The 21,145-nt window shown below is 65.0% G+C and carries 17 protein-coding genes; 6 read left to right on the top strand and 11 right to left on the bottom strand.

The features are described 5' to 3' along the window. Nucleotides 1-11 precede the first annotated feature (11 nt). From FM113_RS11375 to FM113_RS11360, 4 genes are read left to right on the top strand one after another with little or no spacing between them, the layout of a single operon-like run. Complete coding sequence (locus FM113_RS11375; RefSeq protein ID WP_087014768.1) at nt 12-545, top strand: hypothetical protein; 534 nt, start codon at nt 12-14, stop codon at nt 543-545. Beyond that, nucleotides 545-1,717, top strand: coding sequence for a peptidoglycan-binding domain-containing protein (locus FM113_RS11370; RefSeq protein ID WP_087014766.1), 1,173 nt, complete (start codon nt 545-547; stop codon nt 1,715-1,717). Before FM113_RS11375 ends, FM113_RS11370 begins: the two co-directional genes overlap by 1 nt. Continuing rightward, entirely contained in the window at nt 1,714-2,403 is a 690-nt protein-coding gene (locus FM113_RS11365) for an ABC transporter ATP-binding protein (RefSeq protein ID WP_087014764.1), read from the top strand. Before FM113_RS11370 ends, FM113_RS11365 begins: the two co-directional genes overlap by 4 nt. Then, a complete protein-coding gene (locus tag FM113_RS11360; RefSeq protein WP_087014761.1) occupies nt 2,400-3,638 on the top strand; it encodes an ABC transporter permease in 1,239 nt (412 codons plus the stop codon). The genes FM113_RS11365 and FM113_RS11360 overlap by 4 nt, the downstream gene beginning before the upstream one ends. On the opposite strand, the gene FM113_RS11355 is transcribed toward FM113_RS11360, so the two are convergent. The 6 genes from FM113_RS11355 to FM113_RS18490 all read right to left on the bottom strand — a co-directional run bounded on the left by FM113_RS11355 (nt 3,635) and on the right by FM113_RS18490 (nt 12,731). Further along, entirely contained in the window at nt 3,635-5,131 is a 1,497-nt protein-coding gene (locus FM113_RS11355) for a GGDEF domain-containing protein (protein ID WP_087014759.1), read from the bottom strand. The two genes, FM113_RS11360 and FM113_RS11355, sit on opposite strands and share 4 nt — an antisense overlap. Next, nucleotides 5,131-5,964, bottom strand: a complete 834-nt coding sequence (locus tag FM113_RS11350; protein WP_087014757.1) for an alpha/beta fold hydrolase — start codon at nt 5,962-5,964, stop codon at nt 5,131-5,133. Before FM113_RS11350 ends, FM113_RS11355 begins: the two co-directional genes overlap by 1 nt. A gap of 22 nt (nt 5,965-5,986) precedes the next feature. After that, entirely contained in the window at nt 5,987-7,072 is a 1,086-nt protein-coding gene (locus FM113_RS11345; RefSeq protein WP_087014755.1) for an HTTM domain-containing protein, read from the bottom strand. Next, nucleotides 7,072-7,926, bottom strand: a complete 855-nt coding sequence (locus FM113_RS11340) for a DUF5819 family protein (RefSeq protein WP_087014753.1) — start codon at nt 7,924-7,926, stop codon at nt 7,072-7,074. Before FM113_RS11340 ends, FM113_RS11345 begins: the two co-directional genes overlap by 1 nt. Nucleotides 7,927-8,033: 107 nt before the next feature. Then, on the bottom strand, nt 8,034-12,068 hold the full coding sequence (locus FM113_RS18190; protein WP_176387192.1) for a choice-of-anchor G family protein: 4,035 nt from the start codon (nt 12,066-12,068) through the stop codon (nt 8,034-8,036). A gap of 453 nt (nt 12,069-12,521) precedes the next feature. Continuing rightward, entirely contained in the window at nt 12,522-12,731 is a 210-nt protein-coding gene (locus FM113_RS18490; RefSeq protein ID WP_254908982.1) for a hypothetical protein, read from the bottom strand. 30 nt (nt 12,732-12,761) lie between these two features. On the opposite strand from FM113_RS18490, the gene FM113_RS11320 reads away from it, so the two are divergent. After that, nucleotides 12,762-14,963 (top strand): LuxR family transcriptional regulator, encoded by a 2,202-nt coding sequence (locus FM113_RS11320; RefSeq protein ID WP_254908981.1) that lies wholly within the window; start codon nt 12,762-12,764, stop codon nt 14,961-14,963. A gap of 11 nt (nt 14,964-14,974) precedes the next feature. Then, nucleotides 14,975-16,444 (top strand): NAD(P)/FAD-dependent oxidoreductase, encoded by a 1,470-nt coding sequence (locus tag FM113_RS11315; RefSeq protein ID WP_087014748.1) that lies wholly within the window; start codon nt 14,975-14,977, stop codon nt 16,442-16,444. Nucleotides 16,445-16,551: 107 nt separating this feature from the next. On the opposite strand, the gene FM113_RS11310 is transcribed toward FM113_RS11315, so the two are convergent. From FM113_RS11310 to FM113_RS18185, 5 genes are all read right to left on the bottom strand, one after another. Continuing rightward, a complete protein-coding gene (locus FM113_RS11310; protein ID WP_087014746.1) occupies nt 16,552-17,310 on the bottom strand; it encodes a hypothetical protein in 759 nt (252 codons plus the stop codon). Nucleotides 17,311-17,319: 9 nt separating this feature from the next. After that, nucleotides 17,320-17,895 (bottom strand): hypothetical protein, encoded by a 576-nt coding sequence (locus FM113_RS11305; RefSeq protein WP_140393351.1) that lies wholly within the window; start codon nt 17,893-17,895, stop codon nt 17,320-17,322. Then, a complete protein-coding gene (locus FM113_RS11300; protein WP_087014742.1) occupies nt 17,882-19,021 on the bottom strand; it encodes an HTTM domain-containing protein in 1,140 nt (379 codons plus the stop codon). The genes FM113_RS11305 and FM113_RS11300 overlap by 14 nt, the downstream gene beginning before the upstream one ends. Next, nucleotides 19,011-19,799 carry a DUF5819 family protein gene (locus FM113_RS11295; RefSeq protein ID WP_087014740.1) on the bottom strand — a complete coding sequence of 263 codons (789 nt, stop codon included), beginning with the start codon at nt 19,797-19,799 and terminating at the stop codon, nt 19,011-19,013. Before FM113_RS11295 ends, FM113_RS11300 begins: the two co-directional genes overlap by 11 nt. Nucleotides 19,800-19,917: 118 nt before the next feature. Next, the coding region (locus tag FM113_RS18185; protein WP_176387191.1) for a hypothetical protein at nt 19,918-21,145 on the bottom strand (1,228 nt) is incomplete at its 5' end.

The raw sequence follows: 21,145 nt of genomic DNA, 5'->3' as shown, positions 1-21,145 counted from the left end.
GCAGGACTCCCATGTCAGTACGACCCCGCCCCACCCTCGCACCGCGTGCCGCGCTGAAGCTCGCGGCGTGCTCCGCGGCGCTCCTGCTGGGCCTCGTCGGCTGCGCGTCCGGCGGGGACAGCACCGCCGTCGGCGAAACCGACACCGGAAAAGCTGCGGGCGAAACGAGCATGACCGATGAGGAGTACACGGCAAAGCTGCTGGCATGGGAGCGCGACCTGGCGCAGTGCTTCCGGGACAAGGGACTCGATGTCACGGACCCAACTCCCGAGGGCGGGTGGGCGGATATCACCCCCGAGATGCAGGAGCTGTCGCCTGAGTGCCAGAAGGAGATTGGGGAAGCCCCAGTCCGCGCGTTGAGCGCCGAGGAAAAGGCCGAAGGCGCACGCCAGCAACTCGAGTACGACACGAAGTTTGCGGGCTGCATGCGTGATCTGGGCTACGACATGGCGGATCCGAAGCCGGGAGAGCCTGCTGCGGCACCGCCGGCAAACGCCAGCATCACCGATCAGGAGAAGTGCAGCACGGAAGCGGTTGCTGGCTGATGGAAAGCGGACTGAGCGACCCGCTTTCTCCCGCTGCGGTCACCCCCACACCGCCCCCAAGGAAGCGAACCGCGCTGACGGTCACGCTGATCGTTACGGCCCTGGTGCTGGCCGCAGGCGGCGGGGTATTCGCGAGCAACATGATGCGACCCACACCCGTGGCCGCGCCGCCGGTGAGCCCGCAGACGGCACAGGCCAAGGTCACTGCGGGCAGCCTGAACGCAGAGACCACGGTGCGCGGCAAATTGCGCTTCACCAAGCAGATTGACCTTGCCGCGGCGCGGAGTGGGGTGATCACGGAGCTGCCAGCACCCGACACGATCCTCGCCCCGGGCGCTGTGGCATATCGGATCGACACCCTCCCCGCTGTTGTCATGGCCGGGACCACACCTGCGTGGCGCGATTTCGCCTCCGGCATGACGGCGGGACCCGACGTGAAACAGCTGGAGGAGAATCTGCGCAGCTTCGGCTACCTTGACGCGGAACCGAGCGAGGATTTCACCTGGCACACACGCTGGGCGCTCCGCACCTGGCAGCGCGATCTCGGCCTCCCCGCGAGTGACACGCTGAGTAAGGATCTCGTCCTGTTTGCTGATCAGCCGCTTCGTGTGTCGAAGCTGGAACGCCAGCTCGGCGACCGTGTCGAAGCGGGTGCAAAGCTCTACCGGGCCAGCAGCACCACAACGGAGGTCACCGCAAGCCTGAAACCGAACGACGCGGAGCTCGCACCGGTAGGGGCGACCGTCACAGTGGAACTCCCGGGAGGGGGAAGTACCGAAGGGATCGTGTCGAACGTGGGTTCTGCGGAGGAGGCAGCCGCAGAGAGCGGAACGGCACCCGCGCCTGGAGGCGACGCAACCGCGGAGGGCCGCCCCGGGGAGCTCCGCATTCCCATCACAGTGAGCTTGGCGGATCAGACTGCAACGCAAGGACTGTCACTCGTCTCCGTCACTGTGCGCCTCGGATCGGTGGTGCGCGAGGACGTCTTAACCGTCCCCGTTGACGCGCTGATTCCCGTGGACGCTGAGCGGTTCGCGGTGGAGGTAGCGGGTGCGGGATCCACGCAGCAGAAACTTCTCCCCGTGACCGTGGGCGCGTTTGCTTCGGGACTCGTCGAGATTTCTGGTGAGGGGATTCGAGAGGGCCTGGAAGTGACGGTGCCCAAGCGATGACCGCCATTGTTCAGCTCACCGAGGTCACGCGTAGCTACGGGTCACCTCCCGTGACCGCGCTCGCCGGGGTGACCCTCACCATTGATACCGGTGAGTTTGTGGCCATTGAGGGTGCCAGCGGCTCGGGGAAGTCGACACTGCTCAACATTATGGGGACCCTCGACCGACCGAGTTCCGGCAGCGTCGCAATCGCGGGGGTACCTACGACGGAGCTGACCGATCGCGCGCTGTCCGGGCTTCGCTCACGGGTCATCGGCTTTGTGTTCCAACAGTTCCACCTACGTGAGGGGGCCACGGCTCGCGACAATGTCGCGGACGGGCTGCTCTACACCGGGGCGCCTCGTGCCGAACGCCGGGAGCGAGCGGACGCGGCGCTGCGCCGTGTCGGCCTCGCACACCGGATCGACCATCGCCCGCACCAGCTCTCCGGCGGGGAGCGGCAACGCGTCGCAATTGCCCGCGCCGTCATTGACGATCCGCCGCTCTTACTCGCGGATGAGCCGACGGGAAACCTCGATTCGCGATCGAGCGAGAGCATCGTCGATCTCCTGCACGAACTGCACGCCGGGGGCACCAGCGTGGTGGTCATCACACACGACGCACAGCTCGCCGCGCAACTGCCCCGGCAGATCCGCATCAGTGATGGCACCCTGGTTTCAGATTCACACAATCGAGTCGCCGCATGAGCCGGGACACTGCACGCGGCCTCGGTAGCGGATCCGCTGCGGCACGGGCACACGCTCGGTCCAAACTACGCACCAGCGACCTGTTCACCCTCGGAACGGTGGGGTTGCGCGCCAAACCGCTCCGCGCCGCGCTCTCTGCGCTGGGCATCGCCATCGGCGTTGCGGCGATGGTTGCGGTGCTCGGGATCTCCGCATCCAGTCAGGCCAAACTCGAGGCGAAGCTCGCAGAACTCGGCACAAACCTATTCACCGCTGCCGCAGCTGAGGGTACTGCCGGCAGTGAGCCGGTTCCGCTCCCCACCAACGCGGCCGCTCGCGTCGAGCGACTCCCGGGCATCCTGTCCGCGACCGCGCTCGGCACGCTCCCCCACGCCTCGGTGTTCCGTAATGAGTTTGTCGACCCGCAGCGCACTGGCGGTATTACTGTGAGCGCCGCCGACACGAAACTCCTTGACGTGGTGGGAGGCTCACTTGCGTCGGGGACGTGGCTCGATCGGACTACTGAGGCCTTTCCCACGGTCGTATTGGGCTTCACGGCTGCATCGCTGCTCGGCGTTTCCGAAGCGGACACCAACGTGTGGCTGGGCGGCCGAGAAGCGCGCGTGATCGGGATCTTAGAACCTGTGCCACTCGCTCCCGCGCTCGACACCTCCGCAATCATTGGGGCCCGAGTGGCGCAGGAGCAGTTCGGGTGGGACGGGCACCCCTCCCAGGTGTTGCAGAGAGTCGATGAGGAGCGGGTGCGTGAGGTCCGGGATCTCGCTCCGGCGGCGATCAGCCCCAATGCACCGCACACGATCGCGATGTCTCGGCCATCCGATGCGCTGGCGGCGCAGGCTGCCGTGGACGAAGTATTCACGGGGATGCTTGTGGGGCTCGGGTCGATTTCTCTTCTGGTGGGCGCGATCGGCGTCGCGAACACGATGGTGATCTCCGTGATCGAGCGCCGTCGTGAGATCGGTCTGCGGCGAGCCCTCGGTGCCACTCGCGGCCACGTGCAGCTGCAATTTCTGACCGAGGCGCTGGTGTTGTCCGCACTCGGTGGGCTCGCGGGGGCAGGGCTGGGGGCAGGCGTCACGCTCGTCGTGGCGCTCAGCAACGATTGGACCCCCGTGGTGCCCCCACAGATCATTGGGGTGGCCGCCGCGGCGACGCTCGCCGTGGGCGCGGTTGCGGGCCTCTACCCCGCGGTCCGGGCCTCGCGTACGCCCCCGACCGCGGCGCTCAGCGGTTAACCGAGCGGCACTAGGCCAGAGTCCGGGGCCGGATCAGCGACCCCCCACTCCCGCAACGTGACGCTGTCTTTTCCTCCGCGTTTGGCCGCGTACATGGCAGCATCCGCAGCACTGAGCACATCCGCAACGCTCGGAGCAGAGTACCCCGCCGCGGGGTCCCACCACAGGACCCCCACGCTGCAGGAGAGCTGTGCGCCACTCGCAATTCCCGCGAGTGGCGCACGCACGGCAGCACGCACCCGTTCCGCGAGGATCCGAGCCCCGGCCCGATCAAGCCCTGTTGCCGCAATCACAAATTCATCGCCGCCGAGACGACTGACGGTGTCCTCAGCTCGGCAACTCTCGCGCAGGCGGCGCGCAACGGTTTGCAACACTGCGTCGCCGGCACCGTGTCCGGATCCGTCGTTGATCGCTTTAAACCCGTCAAGGTCGAGAAACAGCACCGCACAGGGCGCCTGGGTGCGCGTTGCGTGGGCAATGCTCTGCTCAAGCCGTTCGGCAAACATCGCCCGGTTCGGCAGATTGGTGAGCGTGTCATGCATGGCCCGGTGCCGGAGCTGTTCTTGGAGGTGAAGGTGCTCAAGCACGCGTTCAGCCTGGGCACACAGCGCATGCAGCGTTTCAAGTTCGTGGGGATCCAGCGTACGGGGCCGCCGAAACCCGCAGATGACGTCGCCGAGGACCGTCGCGCCTCGTTCAGGATCGCAGACGATCGGGCTCATCACGAGGGCCTCGGTTTCGGGTCCAGCAAGCCGCACCGGACCAGCGGCGGAGGCAACTGCCAGGTCCTCGGGGCTGCGGAACACGCTCGGAATGCGCTCGGAGGTCAGTTCCTCGGCCAGAGCAAATCCAGGTGGGAGTTCACCCCAGGTGCGCACGGACTCCGGACCACCCGCGGATCCCGGCACGCGAATCCGGACCGCGGTCCAAGCCGCGTTCAAGGCACGTGACGCGGCAGTGACAAGGGTGCTTCCCAGATCGTCAATGCCGCGCGCCACGGCGAGCGCGCTCGTCGCCTCCTGCAACAGAGTCAGGCGCTCAGCGGCCTGGTCCGCGCGACGCTTCGCCTCGACAAGTTCCCGTTCAAACGCGATGCGTCCGCTCGCGTCAAACGCTGCGATATGAATCACCGGGCCCGCATCGGTTGTGTGGAGCACCGCGTTGCAGCGCACGGGTCGGGGCTGGCCTTGCGCGTCGCGCACGTTAAGCACGGCATCCCACATGTGGCCCGTTGCAAACAGCTTGGGCATGATGTGGGTCTCGTAGAGGAGGCGGGCGCTCGCCGTCAGGAGGCTCACAAAGTTCTGGCCCCGCAGGTCAGGGCGCGGCCCTGGTGTCTGCAACCATGTGGTGAGTGCCGGATTGTGGGCCAGGATTGTGCCGTTTGCGTCCACGGCGAGGAGCGCTGCCGGGCTGCACTCGGCCAGTTCCGCGTTCCCTAACGCAGGCACCAATGACGACTCGTTCCAAGGAGCTATGTTCTGCTCGGTCACTACGCGGCTCGAATCTCCTGGACGATCAAATCTGGTTCGGTGAGATGCACAAAGTGCCCCGCCGATTTCAGCTCCACAAGCTCAGCGCGGGGCAGCCGCTCCTGCAGATAGGCGCCGATGTGTGGCGGGCAGATGATGTCGCCGCTCGACTGCAGAATCACGCACGGAGTCGGGACCTCCGAGAGGCGCTTGCGCACGTCGCTCAGAAACACCACGCGCGCGAAGTGCGTTGCAACCCGCTGGGGTGTCGCGGCGAAGAGATCTCGCACGCGATCAGTGACCTCGGGCAGATCGGCGCGAGCGGTTACGGCGGGGGCGAGCGCGGCCGCCCAGCTGGGCTGGTTCGCTTCGATGGAATCGAGCAGCCCGAGCACGTCTTCTCTGCTGAACCCGCCCACGTAGTCGGTATCGTCCACATAGCGCGGCGAGGGGCAGACCATCACGATGCGCGAGAACAGCTCGGGTCGGCGGATCGACGCCAGCGCCCCGATCATTCCGCTTGCAGAGTGGGCGACAAGCACGACGTTGGTCACGCCCGCCGCATCGAGTACCTCGATCAGATCGGTCGCGTAGCCCTCGTATGAGTCGTAGCGCTGTTCGTCATACGCCGAGAGATCAGACGCCCCTGATCCCACATAGTCAAACAGGACCACGCGGTGATCCTTGACGAACCGCTCCGCGACGGCCCGCCACGTCGTTTGGTTGGTCCCGTACCCGTGCGCGAACACGATCGCGGGTGCCCCCTCGGGGCCCAGCATGGTGACTGCGTTACGCTGAAGAACCGCTCCGGGAGTGAGCGGCGACCCGCCACTGCGCTGCGTGTACTCGGCCATAGGATCCCCTCACCCGAATGGTCTATTCCCGCGAGTATGCCACGGCCACCGGGGTCCCGGAAACTCGGTCGGGATCCGTGGTGGGCTGAGCCTCCTCCTGAACTGGCGTTCGGGCACCACCGCGCATTCGTTCCCAGCGTGCCCGCACCCACGCGGTTGCCCGGTCCCAGGTCCGGTCCCGGATGAAGATCATGTCGCCAAGAATCATCATCAGGGAGAACCACGGCAGGGCGAGCAGGATCCCGATCGATGCGTGCATACCGGTCACGAGCACCAGGCCCACCACACGAGTCCACTTGGTGAGCAGGAAGAGCGGGAACAACAATTGCCCGTACACACTCAGCCAGGACGCAATATATACCGCGGGCGTGAACTGCCACGCGAGGTCGTTGAGGGCAGGGAACAGCGTGAGTTCTTCAAGCTGCAGCGGATAGTAAGCTGCGACACCGGTCACCCAGGTCGTGCCCTGGAGCTTCCACAGGGCGCTCGTCACGTAAATGACGCACAGTTGGTAACCGATAAGCACAACTGCCACATTGTTCGCGAGGATGGGAACCCACCGCGGTACCACCCATGTGCCCCATCCCAGCGCCGGGTCCTCGGTGCCCTGACGAGCGCGGCGACGTGCGTCGAGCGACCATCGTCGGGAGGTGTCCGCCAAGAGCAAGAAGAGAAGGAAAATCCGGAACGTTTGGTAGTGACCTGTGTTGAGGATCACCGGGTTTGTGGCGGCAAAGCCGAGCCACAGCACCACAAACAAGGGCGAGACGATCCGCATGCGCCACCCGAGCGCGTAAACGACGGCAACGACCATGAGTACCAGGATCTTGATGAGCAGCAGACCATCTGGGTCGTCTCGGGAAAACAGCGCCGGAAGCGGCCACAGGTAGTCGTTCGCTGCAGAGTTGCGGAACAGGGCCTCACCCCAACGAGATCCTTCACCGAACGAGTAGGAGAAGTTCGGCAGATACATCGCCAAGATGATCACCGTCATCGCACCAAAACCGATCCGCATGAGCGCAAGCCCGGAGCTCGCACGGCGAGCATCGAGAAGCCAGTGCAGCAGCCGATCCCAGAGGCGCGCCGGGAGATTCACATTTGTGCTCATCAGTTCTCCTCCGCCGTCGCTTCGGTCGCGCTGAGTTGCTCAGCTTGCACTCCTGCGCGGTCCGCCCAGGCTGTGAAGGTGCGTGAGAATGCCTCACGGTCTTGCGCGGGCCACTCCATCGCTGGCACCCAGCCCAGATCGGTGTAGCGGGATGGTGGCCGCTCCGCGTTCGGGTCTTTCCGGTCGACCCATCGGACTACAGGATCGTACACAGCACGCACTTGAACCCCAACAACGGTGCCTTGGTCGCCCCACATCGCATGCGCCACTTGCGTGCCGTAGGAGGTTGCATAGTTGCTTGCCCGGATGAACTCGCTCACCTTCGAGGGTTCGGAGTCGTCCGCCTCAACCATCGCGTCCTGGAGGGCGTACAGCGCGTCACCGTCAAGATGATTCTGGCCCGCCACGTGTTTGTGGGTGTCGTTGAGGGCCGAGTAGGCAGCCATCAGACGCTCCGCGCCGACGATGGACAATTGTTTGCGGAGCGTTTTTCGGTAGGTCTCAGCGAGCTCAATGTGGGTTGCGTTCACCCATTCGGTGCGGGATTTTTCGCCGTCGCTGTTTTCGACCCATGCGCGCACCCACAGCTGCCGGTCGGTATCTGCCGGATCGGGCGCGAATATCTTGTAGTCCTGCACCAGGTAGGGCCGCACATATCTGTCGGCTGCCGCACCCGGCAGCACGTTGTACTTGAGATCGGAATCGGGTGTATTCACGACGGCCGTGAAGAACATGTGCACAGCGAGAAGGATAAGTACAACCCCGGTTGCGATCTGAGCCCCGAGCGGGAACCCCCGGCGTATCTCACGTCTGGGTCGTAGCGTCAGCTCCGGTTCAGCCTGGTGATCCGCCATTGATCGTCCCCCTACCAGTAACGGTTGTTGATGCTCAGCATAGAGATCGGTGGTCTCCGCTGCTACTCCCAGCAGAGGCCACCGACCTCAATTACCGCGCTGCCCGATCAATCAAGATCGTGCGTGACCTCTCGCCGCCGGCGCGATGCGAGCAGGAGCCCACTTCCCGCGATCAGTGTGAGGACCGTGAGGACCGTGAGGACCGGCATAAGGCCAGGATCGAAGCCAGTGACCGCGAGGCCGCCCTTCGCTCCTGTAGCACCCGGCGTGGTCCGAACCGGCACCGTTGTCGATGTACCGGTTACCGTGACACTGGCCTCGGCTGTGCGCCCACTCTCCAGCCCCTTGGCTGAGAAGTGTGCTGTTCCGAGGGCCTGGTCCGCGGGTACCTTCCATGTTGCAACGAAGGCGCCGTTTGCATCCGCGGAGGCGGTCATCGTTGCACCAGTGGGGAGCGAGATGACCACGTCCTCACCGGGGAGGAACCCGGACCCATTCAGGGTGACCGTACCGCCCTGTGAGACCGTGCTCGGGCTCGCAGTCAGCGCGGCCTTCTTGCCTCCGCCGGGGTTGCCCCCGGGATCGGTGCTGGGGTCCGTACCTGGGTCCGTACTCGGATCAGCGCCCGGGTCCGTACCAGGATCCGTGCCCGGATCCGTGTCGGGGTCTACACCCGGATCAGTACCCGGGTCCGTTCCCGGATCAGCACCAGGATCGGTACCGGGGTCCGTACCCGGGTCTACGCCCGGGTCGGTACCGGGGTCCGTACCCGGATCAGTCCCGGGGTCCGTATCCGGATCAGTACCCGGGTCCGTTCCCGGATCAGCACCCGGATCGGTACCAGGATCGGTACCCGGGTCTACGCCCGGGTCGGTACCGGGATCAGCACCCGGATCCGTACCAGGATCAGCACCCGGATCCGTACCAGGATCAGCACCCGGATCCGTACCAGGATCAGCACCCGGATCCGTACCAGGATCAGTGCCCGGGTCGGTACCGGGGTCCGTACCCGGATCGGTACCGGGGTCAGCACCCGGATCAGCGCCCGGGTCTACGCCTGGGTCGGTACCGGGATCAGCACCCGGATCAGCACCCGGGTCTACACCCGGATCAGTACCCGGGTCCGTTCCCGGATCAGCACCGGGATCAGCACCCGGATCCGTACCCGGATCAGTGCCCGGGTCGGTACCGGGATCAGCACCCGGATCAGCGCCCGGGTCTACACCTGGGTCGGTACCGGGATCAGCACCCGGATCAGTGCCCGGATCAGCGCCCGGGTCTACACCTGGGTCGGTACCGGGATCAGCACCCGGATCAGTGCCAGGATCAGCGCCCGGGTCTACACCTGGGTCGGTACCGGGATCAGCACCCGGATCAGTGCCCGGATCAGCGCCCGGGTCTACACCTGGGTCGGTACCGGGATCAGCACCCGGATCAGTGCCAGGATCAGTGCCCGGATCAGTGCCAGGGTCCGTACCCGGGTCGGTACCGGGATCAGTACCCGGGTCAGTGCCCGGATCCGTACCCGGGTCAGTGCCCGGATCCGTGCCCGGGTCGGTACCCGGATCAGTGCCCGGGTCTACACCTGGGTCGGTACCGGGGTCAGCACCCGGATCAGTTCCGGGGTCCGTATCCGGATCAGTGCCCGGGTCCGTTCCCGGATCAGCACCGGGATCAGCACCCGGATCAGTGCCCGGGTCGGTACCGGGATCAGTACCCGGATCAGCGCCCGGGTCTACACCTGGGTCCGTACCAGGATCAGCACCCGGATCCGTACCCGGGTCCGTACCCGGATCAGCACCCGGATCGGTACCGGGATCGGTACCGGGATCAGCACCCGGGTCTACACCCGGATCGGTACCGGGATCAGCACCCGGGTCTACACCCGGATCGGTACCGGGATCAGCACCCGGATCGGTACCCGGATCAGTGCCCGGGTCGGTACCGGGGTCCGTACCCGGATCGGTACCGGGATCAGTACCCGGGTCTACACCCGGGTCGGTACCGGGATCAGCACCCGGATCGGTACCCGGATCAGCACCCGGATCCGTACCAGGATCCGTACCCGGGTCTACACCCGGATCGGTACCCGGATCAGCACCCGGATCAGCACCCGGATCGGTACCGGGATCAGCACCCGGATCCGTACCGGGATCAGCACCCGGATCAGCACCCGGGTCGGTGCCCGGATCAGTGCCCGGATCAGCACCCGGGTCGGCACCGGGATCAGCACCCGGGTCGGTGCCCGGATCAGTGCCCGGATCAGCACCAGGGTCGGTACCAGGATCAGCACCCGGATCAGCACCCGGATCGGTACCGGGATCAGCACCCGGATCAGTGCCGGGATCGGCACCTGGATCGGTACCCGGATCCGCGCCCGGGTCTACACCTGGGTCAGTACCGGGATCAGCACCCGGATCCGTACCAGGATCAGCACCCGGATCCGTACCTGGGTCTACCGCCGGGTCAGTTCCCGGATCGGTACCCGGATCGTCCTCCGCCGATTTCACGGTCGATGATCCCAGTTGCACGGCCACCGCGCCATTGGTGCCTACGTTCGGAAGCAAGCTGACATTGAGCGCACGCACGGTGAAGCTGTCTGGCCCAAGATCGCCTTGTGCGGGCTGTTCGTTGATCGTGATGTTCGCGATCCCGCGCAGCACCGGGCCGACACCGTCGGTGAGCAGTTCCGATACTAGGGGGGAGATCCAATTCATCAGGGTGGGTTGCAGGTTGCCGAGCAGGGCTACCACTGTCGAATTGAGCGCGTTGCCAATCGGCTGCACCACGCCTGTGAGGAGGTTCGTGATTGGCTGCAGCACGAGGCCAAGGGGGATACCGGCGACGTTGATCTTGCTCGTGTCGATTACGGGCGCTGCGGCACCGTCGATGCCAATGAACCCGCCGATAGTTCCGGTGATCGTCACAGGGGCTTTGACAAGTGTCTCCAGATCGAAGGGCGGGAATATGGACCGAGCACTAATGTCCGCTTCGATGCTGATATCAACCGCGACGTTGTAAATCCCCTCGGTGATCACGCCGACAACCTTTGAGAGGAGCGAGTTCGGCCCCGCACCGGTCAAGGCATCGGTCACGCCATCCAGGATCGCGTTCACGGTGTCACCGTGCAGCGCTTCGGTGTTTTCGGGTAGCGAGCTCAGCCCGGTGGCACCGGTGCGATCTACGACGAGCGAGCCCAGATCAACACTGATCGTTCCTGTGTTGAGATTCACGAGCACGCTTCCGTCGGTGTTTGACAACGGTTCCGCGAGCAGCGTGGTACGCACCTCGTCAAGCAGAGGTTGCGTCGAGATCGACGCTGAGTTGAGTTCAGCGTTGACGAGCGGCAGCGCCCCAATCCCATTCACCAGATTCGTGAGCAGGCTTTCGATCGTTCCCCCAGGGCCCAGCAGGCTCTGCAGCGGTGCGAGAATACCCTGCAGCTCCGTATCCACGCCAGTGACCAGGTTCCCGACAAGCGGGCTGTGCAGGTCGACCGTGAGATCACTCAGCATGTACGAGCTGGTGGTCGCCCCCTCGGTCCCCACGGCTTGGGAGCCGAGCGCACCGATTTCAATCGCGGCCTCGTCCAGCAGCGTGTTCACCAGTGTGGGATCAATGATCTGGGTGAGGAGTGAGTTTGCGTCGAGTCGCGCTGTTCCGTACTGGCCGCTGTTTGCCGCATCGACATTCAGTGACCCGTCGGAGTTGATCAAGCCCGTTGAGGCGGTACTCGACGTCGCGCTGGGTGAAGCGCTATAGCTTGAGATCGCGCCCAGATTTCCGAGCCGCAATAGCCCCGGGTCCGTATCACTGGGCTTGATCAGCGGGAGACTCACCGTGCCCAGTTGCAGGTTCCCGAGGCCGTTCAGTACCGACACGTTGAGGGGATCGGCCGGCGGTGCGGCATTCCCTGGGAACTCAGATTGAGTGGTGGCGGCACCAACGACATCAAGTCCGAGGCCCTCCGCCCAGAGCCAGTGCCCGTGTGCCGCGGAATCCGCGGTCACGGTTGATGAATCAGCGAACGCCGCCTGTGCCGTGACGAGCCCAGGAAGGGCGATCACGGCGGCAGCGGTTCCGAGCGCGATCCCCCTCAGGCGGTCGCGGCGACGGGGTGTCGCCCGGTTGTTGTGTCTCAAGGTCCCCTCACCTTCACTTCGTACGAGCTACGGGTTGGCGCGCCATGCGAGCAGAAATAGTGAATCGACAGCACTGCCTGTGCGCGAGCCTAAAGTTGGGGCTTCTCCAGCGCCTACGCACCTCGGGGAGGCTGAGGTTCAATTCGCAACTACTGAGATGTGTCTTCGCGAGCCCTGAGAACGCAGGGTCCAATTCCGCTCTCCCTCTACACCGAACACCTAGCAGCACGTATGATCCGAGAAGGGGGCTGGCCCGGTGAAGGGCTCAGGCCGTTCAGCTCGTCGAAAGGAACGGCGATGGGGAGAGCTGGCGGGAACGTTCGCACTGCGACGTGCACAGACGTGGTCTCCCTGTGCGCGAGCGGACAAAGTGTCGTGGTCGCTGGCGGCAACGGGTCGGGCAAATCCACGCTGCTTCGCGAGGTGGCGGCTGCCCTTCACGCGAGCGGGATCTCAGTACACCCGTTCCGCGGCGCCGAGGCCGAAGGGCACCGCCGCATCGCGGATGCCGCTACAGACGCGGTCGTCATCGTTGATGATTTTGAACAGGCGAGCGCGGAGATAGTGCGGGCCTGTCTTACACGGGCTGCCCGGGGCGGGCGCACCGTATTCGCTGTTCTGGATGGTCCGCAACGGTCCCGCCCGCTCCATGAACTGACTCACGACCATACTGCAGCAGACTCACTGCACACTGTGTGGAATGCCTGCGCCACCGTCCGTCTTGACGCGCTCCCCCCGAACACCCTCGAGCGGCTGTTACACGCACGCAGTTCGGAGCCGATCGATGCCGATACCAGCCACAGTGTGATCCGGCTCGCCGAAGGACGCCCGGGGTGGGCCTTCGACCTGCTTCGGCTCGCGCGCCGCGGCCTCATCTCGAGCACACCGCGCCCCACAATTCGGGACGCTCCGCTCCCCGCGGACGAGCTCCCTGCCCTGCGTTCCCTCGCGGCGGCCCTCGGAGATCTGGCACCTGAATCCGCGGGAGCAGCCATCGCCCTGTCCGGGCTTGAACCTTTTGACCTCTCGGGCGCACGAGACCTGATCGGGTCAGCGCGCACCGCGGAGCTGACTGACCACGGCGTCCTCTTTCGCGTGCCCGGTACCGAATCATTCACGGTACCGACGTTTGTCGCCACAGCCCTCCGTACCGCCACCACCCCCGAGCAGAGCGCACGCTGGCAGCGCACGATCGCCGAGCACTGGGTGCAGCAGGAGGCGCTGAGCCTCCCCCTTTCCGAGGCCGAAGCTATGCTCAGTGCACGCTCTCTCAGCACCGATCCTGCAGATCAGGAAGACGAACGCTTGCGCGCAGCTCGCGTCCGAATCCTGCACCGGGCGGCGACCGAGTCCGTGGAGTTTCACGACCCGGCCCACGTCCGAACTCTGGTCGTTCGAGCAGGCAGGCTTGCCACGCCGCTGACGGGCTGCGATCACGTGCGGGCGGTCTATGTACTCGCCGGGGCCGAGCTTGCACACACGGAACTCGAGGCGTTGCGGAACACCGGGGGCGCGGTGGATCCACTCGTCACCGAGTGGAACGCTGCACTTTTCGCGGCCGAGGCGGGGCAAACGGCTACGACCACTGCCGTACCCGCAGAGGGTGCGGCGTCGACGCCCTCTGACCTTGCCGGAGCACGGCTTGTATTCCACATGTGGAATCAGACCGAGAGGCCCGACATAGACAGCATCGAGTTCCGCAATGTTGTCGACAATCATTCCGTGGCGGAGGTCCGGCACCTCGGACGAGCACTCATCGATCTGCAAGCGGTGTGGGAGGGGCGCCTCCCCCAAGGGTCCTGGCTTGCCAGTGGCCTGTCTATCCCGAGCGTCCATGATCACTCAAGTGAGTTCGGACGCAGTGTCTCGGGCACGCTGCTCCTCGCACACGCGCTGATTGCATTTCTCGCGGGTGAGCAATCGCTGCGTGCCGAGGAGTTTCGAGCGGCAGTCCGCCGGGTGCCCCGGGGTGAGGCGCATGCACGGTGGATGCGCCACCTACTCGCCATGGGAGAGGCGGTCATCTGCGGAAACATGGCCCGCGGCGCAATGGAATGGGAGCATTTACTCCAGACAATCCCTCGCACCGTGCCGCTCAGGCTTCGTGCGCTTGTTCAGCACATGGGCCTCGCGGCAGGCGCGGCATACAACCCCGACACAGAAGATCCGCCGTCGAATCTGCCCAGCGGCGTGCATCTCTACTTTTCCGGGAAGCATGACAAGCTGGGCCTGGGCGGCCGTCCCGGCGTCGCGCCCCAGAACACGTTGCCCATGGTCCGGCTTGTGAGCGCACATTTGCGCGCTGCAGCCGAGCAAAACCCGAGCGACTTGCTCCGTGTCGCGGCCCGGCTGCGGAAACTCCAGTTGTGGGCACCAGCTGCGTTCGCAATCTCATCGGCACGCACGATATTCCTGAACCGCCGCGCGGTCAGGAACGTCCGAGACTGTGACGAGCTGCTTGCAGATATCGACGAGCAGCTCGGCACACGGGTGCCCTGGTACCAGACCGGAGATCTCCCTACCGTGACCTTGGTTCGACTCACCCCGCGGGAGCACACCTCGGCGCTCCTGGCTGCGGAGGGGCTCACGAACGCGCAGATCGCCGAGCGCCTCAGTTGCAGCGTCCGCACGGTCGAATCCCACGTGTCACAGGCGAAAGCCAAGCTCGGTGCGGTCACCCGTGCGGATCTTCGCAAGTATCGAGAGATGTTGCGGAGCTCCCCAAGTGGGGCGCTCCCCTCAGCGGATGATCCCGGCCGCTTGGGTCACACGCCTGAGACATCTAGCAGTCGATGGGAAAACCGCGCACGCACTCCAGCGCCCCCGAGTTCCTCGGCGCTCTCCCACGGCACCACATCCGTGGCACACGGCCAATATTCACCCTCCCAGATCTAAGATGGGAAGGGATGAACACTCCCGCGAATGCAGCCGTTGTCGGAGCAGGACCGAACGGGCTAGCCGCCGCTGTCACCCTTGCGCGGGCGGGAGTCCCCGTCACTGTGTTCGAGGCTGCGGAGACCGTGGGGGGTGGCACCCGCACCCAGGAGATCGTTCAGCCCGGTGTGCTCCACGACATGTGTTCCGCCATCCACCCGATGGCGCTCGGGACCGAGTTCTTTCGCCAATTTGAGATCGCCCGCCGCGTCGATTTCGCTGTCCCGGAGGCCTCATACGCCAACCCCCTCGACGGCGCGCACGGCATCCGAGCCGCGATCGCGTACCGTGACCTCGACCGCACCCGGGAGGAGCTCGGCGGGGACGGTACCGCATACGCCCGCTTATATCGCCCCGTGCTCAATCACCTCGAAGGGGTCATCGATTTCGCGCTCGGGGGAAGCCTGCTGCGATGGCCGCAGAGCATTCCGGCCGCGATCACCATGGCGATGCGCACGGCTGAGCAGGGAACGCCACTGTGGGGGGCGCGGTTTCGTGAGGAAGCTGCGCCCTCACTCGTTTCCGGAGTCGCAGCCCACAGCATCGGGCGGATGCCGAACCTCGCCACAGCCGGCGTAGGGATTGTGTTGGGTGCGCTCGGCCATGCAGGTGGTTGGCCCGTCCCCATCGGCGGATCACGCATGATCACAGACGCGCTCGTGGCAGATCTCGTGGCGCACGGCGGGCGGGTGGAACTCGGCCGAGAGATCCGACACCTCGACGAGCTCGAAGGTTTCGACGTGAAGATGTTTGACACGTCTACACGAGGGCTGTTGAGTATCGCGGGCAGCGCACTGCCCGCCGCGTACCGCCGGGCGCTCGCACGGTTCCGCTTCGGCGACGCGGCCACGAAGGTCGATTTCGTGCTGGACGGCCCGATCCCCTGGAGCGATCCACGAGTACACGCTGCGCCCACCGTTCATTTGGGCGGTACCCGCGGAGAGGCGGCCCACGCGGAGCGAGAGGTTGCACGCGGCCGACACCCGGAGCAGCCCTTCGTGCTGCTTGCACAACCGACCGAGTTCGACCCCGACCGAAACCCAGCCGGAACACATGCGGTGTGGAGCTACACGCACGTCCCGCACGGGTCGAACATTGACATGGTGTCCGCTGTTACCACGCAGATCGAGCGCTTCGCACCGGGCTTCCGGGACCGGATCATCGCGGTGCACCAAACCAGTGCAGCTGATCTGGCGCAGTACAACAACAACTATGTGGGCGGCGACTTCAGCGCCGGTGCCATCACGCTCCGGCAGCTGCTCGCACGTCCCGTGATTTCACCCGAGCCCTGGCGCACGCCGCTCCCCGGCGTCTACCTGTGTTCCTCGGCCACACCCCCCGGTCCCGGGGTACACGGGTTATCCGGCTGGTATGCCGCGCGCACTGCGCTCCGCCGCGAGTACGGCCTTCCCGCACCCGAGTTGGGGGTAGCTGGGCCCTAACGCGTACCTGACCGGGGCAGATGCACGCGCGACGAAGCCCTCGGAGCACCATATGTGGTGCTCCGAGGGCTTCGTCCGGTGACGCGGGCACCGCGCCTCCCTGCTCGCTAGGTTTCAGGTTGCATGACCGTCTCTGGAGCAGGGATCACGATGTCGACCGGGCCGTTCAACCGTTCAAACGTGAACACCGAGTTCGCACCACCTTCCTCGCTGACAAGTCGGAAGCGCGCCGTGTCCCCCTCTGGAAGGTCCACGCCGAGGGTGCCACTGTCCGAGCGCACGGAGTATCGGACGGCGATGCCGTCCTCCCATTCCATAGCGCCGGACACTTCAACAGAGGTCTGGGGCACCCGACTCAGCACCTCGAGTAACGGAGTGATGTCATATGTGCTCGCGATTTGCTCGCCCGTAGCGGGCTCGAAGGCAACAAACTTTCCGCGCGCCCGCTCGATCGTCGCCGCGTCGAAGCCCTGTGCAGCCCAGTACTCGTCACTCGACCTGAGCCAGGTGAGCTTCTGAGCGCGAATAATTTCCACGGCGAGTGCGCCCCCGTTGAGTTCAAGGCCCAGGACCCCAGTGAATTCGCGGGAGGACCGGTCCACCTCCAGGTCGAACGTTTGCTGGACGGCCTCAGTATCGATCACGCCTGACACTGAAAAGCTCTCGAGTTCTGGGAGCGAACTCTGCAACGCTTCAAAATTTTGCTCTGCCTGGATTGCAGCATTCCCGGTGAGGGGATCAAGTGCGACGTCGACAAGCTCTCGAGTTGCTTGGCGCGCTCCACTGTCCCGTTCGATGGAGCAGCCTGTGAGCACGAGCCCACCCAGAATCAACGGAACCGTCCAGGGCCAGACACCTTTTCTCATGAGACCCTCCTATTCACGGGGTCCGACAAGAAACGGGGCAAGGTCAACGCCGCACTCGGTGAGCACGGCGTCCATTTGCGCCTCATACGCCAGCGAACTGCTGTAGTACGCTTTCGCGATCAGGGCGATGAAATCGTCATTCACGATCTGCTGCCCAGTGCTCTCGAAGAAGTTCGCGGCGGCACCGCTGTCCTCGGCCATTGTGTCCCACTGCGCCTGCGCGGCCTCATCAGCCGCAAAGCCCGACAGCGCGAGCGCCGTCCGTTCGAGGATCCGCAACCGCTCGCCGACCTGCAGGAGCGATGCTTCCTCAGGCTGCGCAGCAGCCTCCTCACTGAATATCTCAAGTGCGTCGAACACGTCGCAGGTCGATTTCCCTTCTGACGGGTCGGTGTAAGCGATCGGCTCGGAGGGGACGGCATTACCATTCTCGTCCGCGGGATCTTCAGCGGGCTTCGCGCTGACGTCGATCTCCGTACCGTCTTGAGAAGACTGTTGAGCTGGGTCATCAGGAGCGCACGCGCTGAGCCCCCACCCGATCATCGTCACGGCGAGGAGCGCCACGAGGGCCTTACGAAATCTCATGCGAAACTCTTTTCATGTGCTCGGCTTTCACGGGTTCAGGAGGCGTCCGCACGGGGACCGAGCTGGCTTCTCGAGCACGCGCAAGATACTCGCGCCCGTGTGAAACCCAGGCGCGAAGGCGCGCGTATGTGGCGTCACTGACGAAGATGGCGTCGACCGCAATCATGGTGAGTGAAAACCAGGGCAGGCCCATGAGGAGCCCGATGCCGAGGTGGAATGACAGGATCCCGAGGAGCCCGATGATCCGAAGTTTTCGGTTGAAGAGCATGAATGGAAACGCGCACTGGAACAGCACTGAGCCCCAGGAGATCGCGACAACGAGCGGACCCCACGTTGTCAGAAGATCGGAGAGCACCGGCCAAGTACCGAACTGCTGTGTTTGCAGCGGGTTGTAGACCGCGAAGCCGTGCTGCCAGGGCATACCCGCCGCCTTGTAAAGCCCGCCCGACATGTAGATTGCGCAGACCTGAAACGCGAGCACAAGCAACGAGAGGTTGTGGGCCAGGATAAGTAGCCACCGGAACCTTCCGCCGTCTGCGTCTGGGAACGACGGACGAGTGTTCCGTCTCCGCGCGTCCAAGGACCAGCGCCGCGTGGTATCGGCGAAGAGCATCGCGATCAGGAACATCCTGTAGGCGTTGTCACCCTGATCACTTGCACTGTCATTCGTCTCGATGAAACTCACCCACGCGACGAGGTAGACGGGGAGCACGATCCGGGTACGCCAGCCCAGCGTTACCAGCACGGCGAGACCACAGAGCCCGATCATCGAGATCGTGAGCAGCAGTGGGGAGCTGGCGACACTGTGAAAGAACGAAAACACCCAGATATTAGGGAAATCGCTGATCGGCGCTTCAAGTTCCCCGTTCCAGGCGGCCCCTGCACCAAATGTGTAGTGCCTGCTCGCAAAGTTCGTCAGCAGCAGCCCGATTCCGGTAACCCCCAAGAGAATCCGGGTGACCGAGATCCCGTAGCTTGCGAGGTAGCGCCCGGTAAGCAAGCTCTCGACCCTGTCAAGGCTGTGCGTCAGCGTCACGAGCACGCGTGCGATCAGTGGCAGCCGCGGGGTGGCTTCGGGGCTTTCGGTCACCAGGATCTTCGGGGTTGCAGCAGTGTTATCGGTCATCAGCGCACACCTCCAAGGGTGCGGAGCAGAAATAGTCAGCGAACAGCACGTCGGACTGCCGGTCCCGCACTTCGAGGGCGCGCCAGCCGGTGTGCACTGGCTGAATCGGAGGTCGCTCTGCATTGGGATTGTTTCGGTCGGCGTAGGGTATGACGTTCTTTCGCGACGCCTGGTATTGGACGCGCACCACGTCGTCACCCCACACCGCACGAGCGATCTGCGTGGCGTAGCCTGTGGCGACGCGCTCTGCAGTGAGATATTCCTCGACATTCGAATCCTCGGAGGGAATCTCGGCGAGGTCCGCACTCATTTGCCGGATCGGATCTTTCCCTTCGAAGTAGTCATCCCCCACCAGGATGCTCTGTTCCTGGGAGAGCGCGTCCCACTCCGCTTTGAGGGTAGATGCGACGTCAATTCCGAGGCCAGCGGATCGGGGCGGGAACAGATGGTAGGTGGCGCGAGACAGCTCGACATCGGTGGCCCGCATCCAGTCCGTTGTCGCCTCGTCACCGTCCTCATCGGCGACAACGGCGCGGACGTCGAAGTAGTAGTCGCCATTTATGGGTTCCGGCGCGAATACGCTCCAGGACTGGCCCCACATCGGGATCATGTACTGGGTCAGCGTATCCCCGGGAAAGAGGAGCCTCAGATTTGAGGCAGGTGCAACCCATAGGAAGGTGGCAAACAGGTGAAATAGCGTGACGAGGGTGGCCACGGAAATCAAACTTCTCCGCACGATCGTGTTTCGGGGTGCGGGGCGTTGCAGGTGTTCAGTCATCGTTGCTCGGTTCTCCGGTCTTGTGATGCAGTGTTCGGGCAGAAGCCAAAGCCTCTGCCCGAACACGTGGGTGACGGAGTGGTGCACGACACCCGCGGGTCTCGTGCACCAGTCCGCGCTACTGCTTGCGCATACGGCGCTGCACGAAGAGCACAACTCCGCCGGTCAGTGCGAGCAACAGCGCAGCGATCCCGCCCATGAGGGGCGAGGTCTCGGCCCCGGTCGCCGCGAGGCTTCCCTTCGCGCCACCCTTCACGTCGCCCGTGCCAGCGGCAGCGGTGGTTCCGGAAGCGGTCGCCTGGGCACCCGTCGCCTTCGTCCCATCCGTCTGCGCGTCGGTCGAGCTTGCTGCCTGGGCATCTACTGCACCCTCCACCTGGGTGGTCCCGGACGAGCTCGAAGTGCCGGAGGCGTCAGTCGCCGCATCCGCGAGCGCCGCAGCCTGAGCCGCAGCACCCGAGTTTGCGTCCGCAGCCGCCGACGCCGCAGCGTTGGCAGCCGAGGAGGCATCAGCGTTTGCTGCCGCCTGTGCCGCTGCCTGAGCCGAGGCGTTCGCCGCGGTGGTGGCCGTTGCCGAAGCATCCTTCGACGCATCAGCGTTCGCAGCGGACTGCGCAGCAGCCGCAGCGGTCACGTCCGCAGCAGCCGAAGCCGCCGAGGTCGCATCCGCGTTCGCGGCCTTCTCCGCAGCAGCCTGAGCCGCCGCGTTGCGATCACTGTCGCCCTGAGCCGACGCAGCAGCCGAAGCCGACGCGTTCGCGTTCATGTTCGAACCTGCGGCACTCGTGGCCGACGCGTCGGCGTGCGCGGCGGACTGAGCCGCAGCACCCGCGTTTGCATCTGCAGCGGCGGACGCCGCAGCGTTCGCTGCCGAGGAGGCATCAGCGTTTGCAGCAGCCTGAGCCGCACCGGCAGCCGTCGCATTCGCGCTTGTCGTCGCCGACGCCGAGGCGTCCTTCGACGCATCGGCATTCGCTGCAGCTTGAGCTGCCGCTGCCGCGGTCACGTCCGCAGCAGCCGAAGCCGCCGAGGTCGCGTCCGCGTTCGCGGCCTTCTCTGCCGCAGCCTGAGCCGCCGCGTTGCTGTTGTTGTCGCCCTGAGCCGATGCAGCAGCCGAGGCCGACGCGTTCGCGTTCATGTTCGAACCTGATCCAGCGGTCCCCGATGCATCAGCGTTTGCGGCGGACTGAGCCGCAGCCGCAGCCGTCGCATCTGCTGCTGCCGAAGCCGCAGCGTTCGCAGCCGAAGAGGCGTCAGCGTTTGCCGCGGCCTGCGCCGCACCGGCAGCCGTCGCATTCGCGTCAGACGTCGACGATGCCGAAGCATCCTTCGACGCATCAGCGTTC

It is taken from the genome of Leucobacter sp. 7(1) (assembly GCF_900163635.1).
Classification (GTDB): Bacteria; Actinomycetota; Actinomycetes; order Actinomycetales; family Microbacteriaceae; genus Leucobacter.
The sequence above is the reverse complement of the archived record's forward strand: the minus strand, read 5'-3'. Positions and strand labels throughout refer to the sequence as shown.